At 63.4% G+C, this 14,394-nt stretch carries 13 protein-coding genes and 1 pseudogene; 5 read left to right on the forward strand and 9 right to left on the reverse strand.

All coding sequences use genetic code 11. From position 1 onward, the window contains the following. Positions 1-14 precede the first annotated feature (14 nt). The gene (locus tag ACLQI9_RS15725) at positions 15-113 is read left to right on the forward strand and encodes a hypothetical protein (protein WP_442391899.1); all 99 of its coding nucleotides are present in this window, start codon (positions 15-17) and stop codon (positions 111-113) included. 29 nt (positions 114-142) lie between these two features. Further along, positions 143-1,228, forward strand: coding sequence for an SDR family oxidoreductase (locus ACLQI9_RS15730; protein ID WP_442378059.1), 1,086 nt, complete (start codon positions 143-145; stop codon positions 1,226-1,228). Positions 1,229-1,233: 5 nt separating this feature from the next. Here ACLQI9_RS15730 and ACLQI9_RS15735 read toward each other — a convergent pair whose 3' ends face one another. Beyond that, positions 1,234-2,220 (reverse strand): GlxA family transcriptional regulator, encoded by a 987-nt coding sequence (locus ACLQI9_RS15735; RefSeq protein WP_442378057.1) that lies wholly within the window; start codon positions 2,218-2,220, stop codon positions 1,234-1,236. Positions 2,221-2,322: 102 nt separating this feature from the next. Here ACLQI9_RS15735 and ACLQI9_RS15740 point away from each other — a divergent pair, with 102 nt between their 5' ends. Further along, positions 2,323-2,973, forward strand: coding sequence for an HD domain-containing protein (locus tag ACLQI9_RS15740; protein ID WP_442378055.1), 651 nt, complete (start codon positions 2,323-2,325; stop codon positions 2,971-2,973). Positions 2,974-3,010: 37 nt separating this feature from the next. On the opposite strand, the gene ACLQI9_RS15745 is transcribed toward ACLQI9_RS15740, so the two are convergent. Beyond that, complete coding sequence (locus ACLQI9_RS15745; RefSeq protein ID WP_442391895.1) at positions 3,011-4,489, reverse strand: catalase; 1,479 nt, start codon at positions 4,487-4,489, stop codon at positions 3,011-3,013. 349 nt (positions 4,490-4,838) lie between these two features. Between ACLQI9_RS15745 and ACLQI9_RS15750 the strand changes: the two are divergent. Continuing rightward, a pseudogene (locus ACLQI9_RS15750) lies at positions 4,839-7,274 on the forward strand (glycogen/starch/alpha-glucan phosphorylase). A gap of 56 nt (positions 7,275-7,330) precedes the next feature. Here ACLQI9_RS15750 and ACLQI9_RS15755 read toward each other — a convergent pair. Further along, the gene (locus tag ACLQI9_RS15755) at positions 7,331-7,474 is read right to left on the reverse strand and encodes a long chain fatty acid-CoA synthetase Faa4p (protein WP_442378080.1); all 144 of its coding nucleotides are present in this window, start codon (positions 7,472-7,474) and stop codon (positions 7,331-7,333) included. A gap of 382 nt (positions 7,475-7,856) precedes the next feature. Further along, positions 7,857-9,968, reverse strand: a complete 2,112-nt coding sequence (glgX, locus tag ACLQI9_RS15760) for a glycogen debranching protein GlgX (protein WP_442378051.1) — start codon at positions 9,966-9,968, stop codon at positions 7,857-7,859. A gap of 565 nt (positions 9,969-10,533) precedes the next feature. Between glgX and ACLQI9_RS15765 the strand changes: the two genes are divergently transcribed. Further along, complete coding sequence (locus ACLQI9_RS15765) at positions 10,534-11,139, forward strand: hypothetical protein (RefSeq protein WP_442378050.1); 606 nt, start codon at positions 10,534-10,536, stop codon at positions 11,137-11,139. Here ACLQI9_RS15765 and ACLQI9_RS15770 read toward each other — a convergent pair whose 3' ends face one another. From ACLQI9_RS15770 to ACLQI9_RS15790, 5 genes are all read right to left on the reverse strand, one after another. Continuing rightward, positions 11,140-11,946, reverse strand: a complete 807-nt coding sequence (locus ACLQI9_RS15770; RefSeq protein WP_442378048.1) for an SDR family oxidoreductase — start codon at positions 11,944-11,946, stop codon at positions 11,140-11,142. Continuing rightward, positions 11,943-12,500 carry a carboxymuconolactone decarboxylase family protein gene (locus ACLQI9_RS15775; RefSeq protein ID WP_442378046.1) on the reverse strand — a complete coding sequence of 186 codons (558 nt, stop codon included), beginning with the start codon at positions 12,498-12,500 and terminating at the stop codon, positions 11,943-11,945. Before ACLQI9_RS15775 ends, ACLQI9_RS15770 begins: the two co-directional genes overlap by 4 nt. Positions 12,501-12,513: 13 nt before the next feature. Then, a complete protein-coding gene (locus ACLQI9_RS15780; RefSeq protein WP_442391896.1) occupies positions 12,514-13,047 on the reverse strand; it encodes a carboxymuconolactone decarboxylase family protein in 534 nt (177 codons plus the stop codon). A 14-nt stretch (positions 13,048-13,061) separates the two neighbouring features. Then, positions 13,062-13,943, reverse strand: a complete 882-nt coding sequence (locus ACLQI9_RS15785; protein WP_442391897.1) for a dioxygenase family protein — start codon at positions 13,941-13,943, stop codon at positions 13,062-13,064. 41 nt (positions 13,944-13,984) lie between these two features. After that, a partial coding sequence (locus ACLQI9_RS15790; RefSeq protein WP_442391898.1) for a zinc-binding dehydrogenase occupies positions 13,985-14,394 on the reverse strand: 410 nt, incomplete at its 5' end.

The following is a 14,394-nucleotide window of genomic DNA, read 5'->3' on the forward strand; positions in this document are numbered from 1 at the left end:
CCTCGCCCGACGAGATCGCCAACGCCATCACGTTTCTGGCCTCTCCGGCAGCGAGCTATGTGAACGGCGCCATCCTGCAGGTCACCGGTGGTCAGCTAGCGATCGGTGGCTAGCGCCCGCCTACCAGGCAACGGAGGTCGTCATGTCTAAGAAGGTGTTGGTCACCGGCGCGAGCGGTCTGCTCGGGGTTGCCGCGATCGAGAAGTTCCTATCCGCGGGCTGGGAAGTCGTCGGCGTTTCGCGCCGCAAGCCCGAGCTGTTCAGCGGCCGGGAGATCGAGGTTCTCTCGGTCGATCTGCGGGACCGCGAAGCGGCCCGTGCGGCGTTCGAGCCGCTGACCGACATCACGCACATCGCCTACACGGCGCTGCATGAAAAGCCCGAACTCGTCGCGGGCTGGTCAAGCAAAGACCAGATCGAAACCAACAATGCCATGTTGCGCAACGTCGTTGAACCGATCTTGTCCAACGCCAAAGACTTTCAGCACATCAGCATCCTGCAGGGAACGAAGGTCTACGGCGTGCATCTGCACCCGATCCCCATCCCGGCACGGGAAAGCGATCCGCGTGACCGGCATGACAACTTCTTCTTGGATCAAGAAGACTACGTCCGCGAAATGGGCGCCAAGCATGGGTTCACTTACACGGCCCTGCGCCCGCAACTCGTCACCGGTCCGACACCCGGTGCGTTGAATGTGCTTCCGGCCATTGGCGTGTACGCCGCGATCCAACGCGAAAAGGGCGAACTGTTTGGTTTTCCTGGTGGCCCGTCGTTCGTCTGGGAAGCAGCCGACGCCGACCTGGTCGCCGATGTGATGGTCTGGGCTGCGGATTCACCTCGCGCAGCCAACGAGGCATTCAACATCACCAACGGCGACGTCTTTGAATGGCGGAATGTGTGGCCGGCGCTGGCCAAGACCCTGGGCGTCGAGGCCGGACCGGATACTCCGATGAGCTTGGCCGGCTATCTTGCCCACTCCGACCTGTGGGATCGCATCGTCATCAAGTACGGCCTTCGACCGCTGAGTCTGCGCCAGCTGGTCGGTCACGGTGACCAGCACGCGGACTTCGCGTTTGCCTACGGCGCGCCGGAAGGGCCCCGCGCCTTTGTCAGTACCGTCAAGCTGCGTCAAGCCGGGTTCACCGAAGCCATCGACACCGAGGACTCTTTCCGCAACGCACTGCAGTCGCTCATCGACCACAACTTCCTGCCGCCTGGAGCCAGCTAGCACCCTTACGGTTTAGCCGCGGATGCGGTTTCTGAGCGCGTCGTGCGGAACCTGTCCCGATAGGCCTTCGGCGAGACACCGAGCTGGCTGACGAAGACACGCCGCAGCGTTTCTGCACTGCCGAAACCCGCCAGCCTCGCAGTCGCCGCCACGCTATGGCCGTTATCCAGCGCGGCTCGGGCTGCGTCGATTCGGACCATTTCGACAAAGCGCGCAGGGGTGGTGCCCAGGTCGGTGTGGAACAACCGGTTCAACTGCCGAGTGCTGAGCGACGCCCGCACCGCCAGCTTCCCCACGCAGTGGTCTGACGCCGGCTCCGCCGCGATCGCGTCGGTCACGGCACGAATCGCCGATTGCCGTGGCAGATTCGCATCCAGCATCGCCGAGAACTGTGATTGCCCGCCGGCTCGCTTCAAGAACACGACCAGCGACCGCGCGACATCACGGACAAGCTCGCCGCCATGGTCCTCTTCGACCAGCGCGAGCGCCAGGTCGATTCCCGCCGACACCCCGGCCGAGGTGTAGACATTGCCGTCGCGAACGAAGATCGCATCGGGTTCGACGGTGATGTCGGGATAGGCCCGGGCGAGTAACCCGGCGTGGCGCCAGTGCGTTGTCGCTCGGCGGCCGGCCAGCAGACCGGCCTTGGCCAGAATGAACGACCCGGTACAAATCGAGGCCAGTCGACGGGTTATCGGCGGCACGTTCCGCACCGCGTCGACGAGCGCGGAATCGATGGGCCGACCGACAAGATTATCGCCGCCGGCAACGAGCACGGTGTCGGCGGAGTTGACGTCGGCGACGCGGCCCGAGACAGCCAAGGGCGCACCGATCGAGGTCGTGACGTCCCGCCCATCGACTGACGCGAACATCAGTCGGTACGCGGCCCCGAAGAGGTTGGCCTCCGCGAACACCTCGGCCGGCCCGGCCGCGTCCAACAACTTCACACCGTCGAATACGACGATCACGACAACACGGCGCTCGGCGGCCATACTCCGATTATGGCAGTTTCTGTGGGGAACGTGGCATATCAGACACATCGAGATACATCGGCGCCGGTGTTGAATTGACTAATCCACCCGAAAGGACCCACCATGACCGCCGCATCAACGCAGTCCATCGCCGGCATCGTCATCCCCGACACCCCGCTGGTGCGCGAAATCACCGAGTACATCCGCGACACCGAAGACGAGCTTTTGTTCAACCACTCCCGCCGGGTCTTCCTTTTCGGCGCACTGCAAGGTCATCGGCGTGGTCTGCAGCCCGACCTCGAATTGCTGTATGCCGGCGCGATGTTCCACGACATCGGGCTCACCGAGGGCTACCGGACGTCGACGCTGCGATTCGAGGTCGACGGCGCCAACGCGGCACGGGACTTCCTGCTGGAGCGCGGCATTGATGAAGCCGCCGCGGGTAAGGTCTGGCTTTCCATTGCGCTGCATACGACGCCCGGCGTGCCGGAGTTCCTGGAGCCCGAAATCGCACTCGTCACAGCAGGTGTGGAGACTGACGTGCTGGGCATCGGCCGTAATGATCTGTCCGCAGAGGCAATTGAGGCGGTCACCGCTGCGCATCCTCGACCCGATTTCAAGAACCGGATCCTGCGGGCGTTCACCGATGGTATGAAGCACCGGCCGCGTAGCACCTTCGGGACCGTCAATGCCGATGTGCTGCAACACTTCGACGACTCGTTCGTCCGTGACGACTTCGTCGAGATCATCCTCAGCAACAGCTGGCCGGAGTAGAAGCTTCCGACCACCCAGCGGTGCCCCCAGGCGGCCGCTAGGACGACTCGTTGCGTACTGCGGCTTCGATCTTGTCGCCGGTTTCTTTGTCGATGTTTTTCCAGTATTCGAAGACCCGTTGCAGGACTTCTTCGGTGACCCCTTTAAGTAGGTGCCCAGCGACGTTGGAGACCAGCCGGTCACGCGCGGCGTCGTCCATCACGTCGCGGACGAGTGTGCCGGCCTGGCCCCAGTCGTCATCCTCGGCGCGCAAAATGTATGCGGTACGGACCATCTCACCGTCGGCGTGCCACAGTGCCTCAGCGGTGCGCAATGGATCAGCCTGGGGTCCGCCCTTCGAGTTGGGTGCATACACCGGATCCGAGACGGGGATGGTCCGCATCACGCCGTCTTTGGAATAGCTGTGCACCGGCGCCTTGGGGGCGTTGACCGGGATCTGCTTGTAGTTGACGCCGATACGGGCGCGGTGGGCGTCGGCGTAGGAAAACCCGCGCGCCAGCAGCATCTTGTCCGGGCTGAGCCCGGTCCCTGGCACTTGGTTGTTGGGTTCGAAGGCGGCTTGCTCGATCTGGGTGTGATGGTCGGTGTAGTTGCGGTCCAGCACCAGCTTGCCCACCTCGATCAGCGGGCAGTCGGCGTGCGGCCACACTTTGGTCAGATCAAACGGGTTGAACCGGTAGGTCTTGGCGTCGTTGAACGGCATGACCTGCATCTTCAGCGTCCAACTGGGGTAATCGCCACGCTTGATTGCCTCATGCAGGTCGCGGGTGTGGTAGTCCCCGTCGACGCTGACCAGCCGGTCGGCCTCGGCCTGGGTGAGGCATTCGATGCCCTGATCGGAGATGAAATGGTATTTGACCCAGAAGATCTGCCCGTCGGCGTTGATCCAACTGTAGGTGTGGGATCCGTAGCCGTTCATGTGGCGCCAGCTGGCCGGGATGCCCCGGTCGCCGAATAGCCACGCCACCTGATGCGCCGATTCCGGCGAGAGACTCCAAAAGTCCCACTGCATGTCATTGTCGCGGCAGTTGTTGTCGGCACGCCGCTTCTGGGAACGGATGAAGTGCTGAAACTTCATCCCGTCGCGGATGAAAAATACCGGGGTGTTGTTGCCGACGATGTCCAGGTTGCCCTCAGAGGTGTAGAAGCGCAGCGAGAACCCGCGGGGGTCGCGCCAGGTGTCTGGGCTGCCGCGCTCGCCGGCCACCGTGGAGAACCGGATCAGGGTGTCGGTCTTGGTGCCGGGTTGAAAAACCGCGGCGCGGGTGTAGGCGCTGACGTCGCCAGTCACTTCGAAATGCCCGAAGGCCCCCGAGCCCTTGGCATGCGGCTGACGCTCCGGAATCCGTTCCCGGTTGAAGTTGGCCATCTGCTCGATCAGGTAGTGATCCTGCAGCAGGATCGGGCCATCCGTACCAATCGTCAGCGAATGCTCATCACTGGCGACCGGAATCCCCGCGTCCGTGGTCGTTGGGTCGACGTGCTGGCTGCTCCGCTCGTGGTTCATGTGAGTCATATACCCAGTTTCGGCCCGCAGGCCACCGGCCCGGCTGCCCAACATCAGCCATCTTTCCCACAGTTCCCGACACGCGGACGTTACGTCCCGACGACGTAGGTGCCTGCGGAACGCCGTTTCGTCGCCAGTCCGTGGGCTTGCGTTCACTTCGCGGACGTCAATTGCGTGCCTGGTGTGCAAACATCGCTGCCAGAATTACGGCCTGCGCGCCGCCGCGCCATCGTGCGGTGCTGCTACCACCTCTAAGGGAGTAGGACTCGCGATGACCGATGTCGATCAGACACCCTCCGACGCAATATCCACCACCAGTGGCGTACGGCCCGACCTGGCCGAGCACTCGCGCACCGGCATGGGTGCGCCCGCGCTGCAGCGGGCGATCACCGATCATCTGCGCTACTCGATTGGCCGTCCGGCCGCGGCCCTGCGGCCTGAGCACTACTACAAGGCGCTCGCCCTGGCCGTGCGTGACCGCATGCAGGACCGCCGGGTGGCGTCGACGCAGACCTCACTCGATCTCGGCCGCAAGGTGACCTGCTACCTGTCGGCGGAATTCCTGATGGGCCCACAGCTGGGCAACAACCTGCTGAGCCTCCGCATGGAGCGGACGGCAAAGGCCGCGCTGGCGGCGATGGGTCAGAATTTCGACGAGGTCCTGGCTTGCGAGGAGGAACCGGGACTAGGCAACGGCGGCCTCGGCAGGCTCGCCGCGTGCTACCTCGACTCGCTGGCCACCCTCGAGCGTCCGGCGATCGGCTACGGCATCCGCTACGAATTCGGCATCTTCGACCAGGAGATCCACGACGGCTGGCAGGTCGAGCAGACCGACAACTGGCTAGACCACGGAAACCCTTGGGAGATAGCCAAACCCGACGTCAACTACCTGGTCAAGTTTGGCGGCTACGCCGGGCACTACACGGACGAAGCCGGCCACGAACGCGTCCGGTGGGTGCCGAGACGGTTGCTGAAAGGCGTCGCCTACGACACGCCCATCCAGGGTTACGGCGTCAACACCTGCAACGTGCTGACGTTGTGGAGCGCGCGAGCCGTCAAGTCGTTCGCGTTGGAAGCCTTCAACACCGGCGATTACTACGGGGCGGTCGAGGACGAGGTCATGTCGGAGACGGTCACCAAGGTGCTGTACCCCAACGACGAGCCGGAGGCGGGCAAACAGCTGCGCCTGCTCCAGCAGTACTTCTTCGTGTCCTGCTCGCTGCAGCACGTGCTGCACATCATGGACGACCTCGCTGACGTGTCCGTCAAAGAACTCCCCCAGCGGTTTGCCCTGCAGCTCAACGACACCCATCCCTCTATCGGGGTCGCCGAACTCATGCGGTTACTGGTCGACGAGCGCCAGCTGGACTGGGACGAGGCGTGGGACATCACTGTGGCGACGTTCGGCTACACCAACCACACCCTGCTGCCCGAGGCGCTGGAGACTTGGCCGCTGGACATGTTCGCCGAATCGCTGCCCCGCCATCTCGAGATTATCTACGAGATCAACCGCCGGTTCCTTGACGAGGTGCGCACCCGCTTCCCCGGCGACGAGGACCGGATCCGCCGGATGTCTGTCATCGGCGAGGACGGCGGCAAGAACGTCCGCATGGCACACCTTGCGACCGTTGGCAGCCATGCCATCAACGGTGTCGCCGCGCTGCACTCGGAGCTGCTGAAAACCAGTGTGCTCAAAGACTTCTACGAACTGTAGCCGGAGCGGTTCAGCAACAAGACCAACGGCGTGACGCCGCGCCGCTTCCTCGCGCTGTCCAACCCCGGCCTGCGGGAGCTGCTGGACCGCACCGTCGGTGACGGCTGGCTGACCGATCTGGGCCGGCTGCGCGGGCTGGAGCCGTTCGTCGACGATGCGGCCTTCCGTCAGGAATGGCGGGACATCAAACGCAATAACAAGGCGCGCCTCGCCAAGTACATCCGCTCGGTGGCCGGCGTCGAGCTGAACCCCGACTGGATGTTCGACGTCCAGGTTAAACGTATCCACGAGTACAAGCGCCAGCACCTCAACGTGCTGCACATCGTCGCGCTGTACCACCGACTCAAACAGAACCCCGGGCTGTCGATTCCACAGCGGGCCTTCATCTTCGGCGGTAAGGCCGCTCCCGGCTACTTCATGGCCAAGCGGATCATCAAGCTGATCAACGCCGTCGGCGAGACGATCAACGCCGACCCCGACGTCAACCGGTTCCTGAAGGTGGCATTCGTGCCGAACTTCAACGTGCAAAACGCGCACATAATCTACCCGGCCGCCGATTTGTCCGAGCAGATCTCCACCGCGGGCAAGGAAGCGTCGGGCACCGGGAACATGAAGTTCATGATCAACGGCGCCCTGACCATCGGCACGCTCGACGGAGCGAACGTCGAGATGCGCGACGAGGTCGGGCCGGAGAACTTCTTCCTCTTCGGTCTGACCGAGCAAGAGGTCGAGGCGGTCAAGGCAAAGGGATACCGCCCGGCCGACTACATCGACGCCAACGACGAACTGTGCGCGGTGCTGGATCTGATTGCCGGCGGGACGTTCTCGCTCGGTGACCCCGAGGTGTTTCGGCCGCTGGTCGACAACCTGCGCTACGACGACCCCTTCCTGGTGTGCGCCGACTACGCGTCCTACGTGAACTGCCAGGAGCAGGTGAGCGCCGCGTGGCAGGACAGGGACTCGTGGACGAAGATGTCCATCCTGAACACCGCGCGCAGCGGCAAGTTCTCCTCGGATCGCGCCATCACCGAGTACTGCGACGACATCTGGAAGGTCTGGCCGCTTACCGTGACCATGTGAACCTGGGGCTAGCTCCAGCGCGTCAGGCTTCGCCACACGGCGAAAGCTACTCGGCGCTAACCAATCTCGCGCGCGACAAAGATGGCGATGTAACCGATCGGGATGCCCGTTCGGGTGGCGATGTATTCCCGCGCCGCCAACTCCACCGTGGCCCGACGGCTCGCGCGCGCGACCCCGCCGATTTCGGGAATCCGGATCATCCACCCGTCCGCGTCGCGAGTGGCTTCGATTTCGAAGCATTGACCAACCGTCGGGAAATTCACACGATGCGCGGCACGTTGGGTACGGCCGCTGCGCAGCGGTCGTGCGCGTCGCAGAGTGGACTGAACAGGCATAGGGATTTTTCCTCAGTCGACGACGAACCGGCGCAAGGGTAATCCGACTAGCGGCCAGAAACCTAATCGGCTGAGGTCGTGCTGGCCGGACGCGGCAGCGGGGGCGGTCGACCTGTTTCTGAAAGGGCCATCTTCCTGCACAACTTCGAGCGCCTTCGCAACGGCATCCAAGTACGCGGCCCAGGAGACTATTCTGGCGTGGTACTTCGTCAGCAGCGGCGATCAGCAGATGTGCCTCGGATTTAGATCATGGGTTTCCGAGTCGTTGACTCGACGACTGCAAGACCACGACCGAGCGCGGCCCCACCGTAAGCTCATGCGAGGCAGTAATCTTCCGCGCCGGGTCGAAACTGTCGCAGGCGATGTCCCAGCGTCTGCTGCGCAGATCGTCCGGCACAGTGAAGGTCAACGGCTCCCACCAGGCATTGAGCAGGACGAAAAAGTCGTCATCGATCATCGGCGTTCCGTCGGGACCCTCATCCGGATCCGTTGAGCCGTCGATGAACAACGCGACGCTGCGAGCACTCGGGTTTGGCCACTCTTCGGCAGTCATCTCCGCACCTGACGTTGTGAACCAGCGCAGGTCCGACGCCGCCTTGCCCGTGTAGTAGCGCCGCCTGCGGAATGCCGGATGATGCCGACGCAATGCGATGAGTTCCGTTGTGAAATCCAGCAGTTCACGGTCGACTGTCGTCCAGTCGAACCAGGTGATCTCGTTGTCTTGGCAGTAGGCGTTGTTGTTGCCCCGCTGAGTGCGCCCGAGCTCGTCGCCGCCCAACAACAGCGGTACCCCCGCCGACAGCAACAGCGTCACAAGGAACGCCCGCCTTTGCCGAGCGCGGAGGGCCAGTACGTCAGGATCATCGGTTGGGCCCTCGGCTCCGCAGTTCCATGAGCGGTTGTCGTCGGTGCCGTCGCGGTTGCCCTCACCATTGGCATCGTTGTGTTTGTTGTTGTAAGAGACCAGGTCGGTCAGCGGGAAGCCGTCGTGCACGGTGACGAAGTTGACCGATGCGCTGGGTCGGCGTCCTTCATCGGGGCGGTCGTAGATGTCAGCCGAACCGCACAGGCGCGTAGCGAAATCCCCCAGCAGCCCGTCGTGGCTATGCCACCAGTCGCGCACGGTGTCGCGGAAGCGTCCGTTCCATTCGCTCCACAACGGCGGGAAACGACCGATGTCGTAACTGTCCATGCGGCCGACGTCCCACGGCTCGGCGATGAGCTTGACCTGTGAGATGACCGGATCCTGGCTTACCACATCGAAGAACGCCGAGAACGGGTCGAAGTCGCCGTCCGCTCGGCCGAGGGTCGGTGCGAGGTCGAAACGAAAGCCGTCGACGCCCATCGTCGACACCCAGTAGCGCAGCGAATCCGTGATCATCCGCAGCGTGGTCGGATTGGCCGTATTCAGCGAATTGCCCGTCCCGGTCGTGTCGATGTAGCGACTCGGATCGCTCGGGTCGAGACGGTAGTAGGCGGTGTTGTCGAGGCCGCGGTGAGACAGCGTTGGACCCCCGGGCCCGCCCTCGGCGGTGTGGTTGAACACGACGTCTAGCACCACCTCCAACCCTGCCGCGTGTAGAGCCTCGACCATTCTCCGGAACTCCGCCACCTGGCCCCCGCGACGGCCGGCCCGTACCGCAGCCGAGTACGCCGCGTGCGGCGCGAAGAAGCCGATGGTGTTGTAGCCCCAGTAGTTCGTCAACCCCCGCTCGACGAGAAACGACTCGGGCACGTTGTGGTGGACGGGCAGCAACTCGACAGCGGTGACGCCGAGATGAACGAGGTAGTCGAGCGCCGCCTCGTGCGCCAGGCCGGCGTAGGTGCCGCGCAGCGTGGGTGGTACGTCGGGGTGCGTTGCGGTGAAGCCACGGACGTGCACCTCGTAGATGATCGTGTCGGCGAGCGGATGGCCCGGGCCGGGCACGGGCGAAACAAGTGGCAACGGCGCCGTCACCAGGCTGCGCGGCATGTGACCGGCCGAATCCAGCAGGCTGGGGGCTGCGTTGTCATCCATTGCGTAGTCGAATAATTCGGGGCCGAACCGGCATTCACCGTCGATCGCGCGGGCATACGGGTCGAGGAGAAGCTTGGCGGGGTTGTAGCGCAACCCCCGAGCGCGATCGTAGGGGCCGCTGACTCGGAAACCGTAGGCCTGGCCCTCCCCGACGCCGGGCACGAAGCCATGCCAGATGTCGCCGTCTCGTTCCGGCAGCGCCAGTCGGGTCTCGGCTCCGCTGTCGTCGAACAAACAAAGCTGCACCTGTTCACCATTTGATGACACTGCAAAGTTCGTCCCATCCGGCCCGCACGTCGCGCCCAGCGGAGCGGCTCTGCCGGGCAAGATTGGCGTGGTCATCGGTACTCCTTACCATCGACGAGTCGCTGAACCACCTCCGACGCAGCGGGGCATGCACGATGGCGGCTGATCACCTCGGCGACCGGCACGGTCCAGTCTGTCTGGTGCGACGCACCAGACAGACTTGCACTTTTGTCGCCGGAAACTATTTGTAGACGAACAGCTTCTGCCACCGCAACGTCAGTCAATGGGACTCCTTGCGTGTTATTACTAATCCCTGAATCGTGCCGCGCGGACCTTTCACCGTCATTGTGAGCGTCGACAATCTCGGTCAGCAGGGGCTGTCGCGTGCTACACCCGGGCGACGGCCGCCCGGAACACGCAAACACTCGCCGGGTCTACCCCCGAAGTGGCCTAACACGTCAAATCCATTTGCTCACAGTGGAGTTGCATCGGCGTCTAATCGACCGTCCGGCGTCCGACTTACCCGATCTCGCGTCGGCTACATCAGATGGCGATGCACCTCGAGCACAAGGCACAGTTCGGCGAGGCCCTTCGGGCTAGGAAACCGTCCTTCGAGGTCATGGTGATCCGGGCTCGACCGCACCAGGACTAGGATTTTGGCATGCCGATTCTTGGAGACGCGACTATCGCCTTCGCGCTATTGACTAGGTCGACGTCCAATGCGTTGCGAGTTCAGCTAACCAGGCCCGACGGCACCGAGTTGGCGCACGCCCAACAAAAGGGTGGTGCTGCTGTATTGCTCGGATACAAGAACGGGGGCAAAAGCAACTACACGCTGTCGAACACCGCAGGCGATGAACTCCGTATCGCGGTGGCTCGAACCACAACCATCACAAAGCAGAACACACCCGTGGGAAAAATTGTGCCGGCTGACGGCGCGGCACGGTTGGAAACCGGTGGCGGCACCACCCTTGCCGTGATACAGCCGCACACCGGGTCCAAGACCGACAGCGGCTGGCATCATCGGATACTCTCGCCCGCCGGCGACGAACTCGGTGTCCTCACCTTGATGAGGGCGCAAAATGGGTGGAGCGGTATCGCAGCAGAGACCACCCTATGGCTACTCAACCAAAACGTCGGCGCCCTGAAACCACCGTCAGCCGGCGTATTGCTCAAGCTCAGCGCGCCAGTCGCTCCCGAGTTGGGCGACGTATTGGCCGCGGCCTGCATTGACTTCTCGGTGTTGCCGCGAGGCTACATCTCATAGTCAGTGGTAGCCAGGTAAATCCGGCACGCCGCTGGCTGTCAGCCAACCGCCGCCGTCGACGACCAACGTCGCTCCGGTGACATAGGACGCCGCGTCACTGGCCAGGAACAGCACCGCTTCGGCCACCTCGGTGGTCGAGCCGGACCGCCTGAGGGGATTCTGGATGGCGCGGTGTTGGTCATCGCCGGCGATTCGCTTCACCCCTTCGGTCCCTGACATCGCCCCTGGGGCAACGATGTTGACGCGAACCCCGTCGGGCCCCCATTCGATCGCACAAGCGCGGCTCAGTGCATCAATGCCGGCCTTGGCCGAAACCACGTGCGCTTGCAACGCCATGCCGCGGTACTGAATCGCCGCGCTGATGTTCACCACGGCGCCACCGTGATCACGCAGCCACAGCTCGTAAGCCGCCTTCGATACGTTGAATGTCCCTAACAGGTCGATGTCGACCACGGCCTTGAACCCGTTAGGGCTCAGGTCGCTGATCGGGACGGGGAAGTTCCCGGCCGCATTGTTGACGACGACGTCGAGTTGACCGAATGTTCGCAGCACTTCCTCGATGACCGCCGTCACCTCGTCGTGACGGCGGACGTCGCAGATGCTGTAGGAGGCCTCAATCCCCTCCTGCCGCAACGCCGCAACCGCCGCTTGGAGATTGGCTTCCTTGCGGCTGCAGATGGCGACGCGAGCCCCGTGACTACCCAGTACCCGAGCGGTCTCCAGTCCCAGCCCGGTAGCGCCGCCGGTGACTAATGCCACCTTCCCCTGCAGGAGATCGGCCCGGAACGGGCTCTGGTGAGTGGTCAAGAACGTGGCTCCTGCGTTGACGGGGTCGGCAGCCGGGCGGATTCGTCCAGGTCGACGTCAAGCGCGTTGAGCATCAACGCCAGACCCGCGTACCGACTGATGATCATCAGTATCTCGACGGTGGCCTCGGAACCGAGCGCAGTATGCACTTGGTCGAAGACTGGTGCCGAGACGCTGCGTGTGGTCAGCAGCTCGGTCGTCAGATGCAGCACTGCGACTTCGACGGGACTGAAATGGGCTGCTTGCCAATCGGACTCGGAGGTAATGCCTTCGATCTCGTCGCCGCTGACCCCGGCTGTGCGGGCCACGTCTCGATGCTGTCCGAGTTCGTAGGGGCAGTCCATCAGATAAGCGGTGCGCAGGGTGACGAGTTCGCGCAGCCGGGCAGGCACCACCTGGCTACTCAGGACGGCGCGCCCGCCCAGCATCCAGCCGGTGAACACCTTGTCCGCGTTAGCCAGCGCACGGTAGACGTTGAGATTGCCGCGCTCGACGGTTAATTCGCGAGCCCGCTCGGTCATTTCGTCGAGCTGACGGTACGCGATTCGGGTCATGTGAGTTCTCCTGTCAGGGTTGGAACCGGGCTGTGGCGTCGATGTCCAGGTCCGCTGCGTTGAGCACCAACGCCAGCCCGTAATAGCAGCTGAGGATCATCAGCAGCTCGGTGAAAGCCTCATCGCCGAAGACGGCATGGGCTGCGGCGAAGGAGCTTTCACTCAGTTGGTGGGTGCTGCACAACTCGGTAACGACGTCGAGCGCGGTGCGTTCGGTGCGGCTGAAGCCGGCCGCGTCCAGGTCTCCCGTACCGATGATGGCGTTGATCTGTTGCTCGTTCAGCCCGGCGCTGCGGGCGATTTCAGTGTGCTGAGCGAGCTCGTAGCGCGAGTCCTGCAGATGGGCAACCCGCAAGATGATCACTTCCCGCATCCGCAGGTTAAAGGTAGGGCTGTCGAACAGCTCGTCGACCATCTGCGTCCACCCGGCGAACACATGGGGGGTGTTGGCGAGCAGTCGGAACACATTCAGATTGCCGCGGCGCGCCATCCACTGGCGGATCTCCTCAGGCTGCTGGTCGGCGGTGGCGAGCGGTATCCGCGACATTGGTTTGGCTCCTTCTACTTTCCGTCTGGTTGGGCGGCGAGAACGAAGGTCCAATCCAGGGTCACGAAGGGCTCCTCGACCGTCGTCCCGTCTGGGGCGACACCGGGCTCGTGGCGCACGTAATCTGCCTGCAGCGACTCCACGTCCGCGAAGACCGCGTCTTGGCCGATGTACGGATCGTCTCGATAGAACAGTTGGGTGATCAGCGGCTGGTAGCCGTCGGCGTGGAACCAGAAGTGCGTATGTTGTGGGCGCATGACGGCTCGGTTTGCGGCACGCATGATTTCGCCGCAGGGGCCGTCAGTGGGCGTCGGGTAATAGCGGGGCGTGATGGACCGATACCAGAACCGGCCGTCATCGTCAGTGGTCAGCAGTGCCCGCATGGCGAACTCGTCGTGCAGCTTCTCGGTCTGTTGAACGTCGTAGAAGCCCTCTCCGTCGCTGTGCCAGGTATCTACGTGGGCACCGGCAATCGGTTTGCCCTGCTCGTCGACGACCCGACCGGTGACGAACATCGGTGTACCCGCCACGCCATCGGAGATGTCGTCTCCGTTGTTGGCCGTCGGACGGCCCTCGACGTAAAACGGGCCGAGCAAAGCCGAGGCGGTAACCGATGATCCGCTGTGCTGGTTGATCCTGTCCAGCAGCATGCTGAACCCCAGGATGTCGGATAGCAACATCACCTCCTGACGGGTTGGGCTGGAGATTTTGCCCACTCGCTCAAGGAAATCCATGGCGGTGAACCATTCCTCGCCGGTCAGTTGCACCTCACGCGCGAAATCATGTAGGTGCTGCACTAGGCAGACGAGCACTTGCCGGAAGCGCGGATCGGTCGACGTGTCGAAAGTCCGCTGGACTGCCTCGGTAATGGTTTGTTCGTTCAGGTCGGATGACATTGCCTTGCCTCTCTTTGCGATTGGATTGGTTGACGTTGATGTCAAGGCCGGGTAACGACGCGGCCGGCTATGTGGTCGGCGACGGCCTGATAGGCCGAAGCCGCGTCGTCGAGCGGATACGTTTTGGTGATCGGGAGTGGCCGAAATTCCCCGGACTCGAAGTAGGGTGCCATCTCCTGAAGGCGCCGCGCCGAGTCGACGACACCCAGCTTGGTGCTGTCCGTGCCGAAGATACGAATTTCGTTGTGGTACAGGTCGAGCAGATCGATGTCGACTGTGCGGGTGCCGACGGCGCTGATGACCACCAGCCTGCCCCGCAGGGCAAGGGAGGCCAACGCGGCCGGAGTGGTCACCCCGCCGACAGCGTCGTAGACCACCTGTACGCCTGCGCCGCCGGTCAGTTGCTTGATCTCAGAGCCGACGTCGGCGGTGGGGTCGAAGACCACGAAGT

It is taken from the genome of Mycobacterium sp. (assembly GCF_052143115.1).
Taxonomy (GTDB): domain Bacteria; phylum Actinomycetota; class Actinomycetes; order Mycobacteriales; family Mycobacteriaceae; genus Mycobacterium.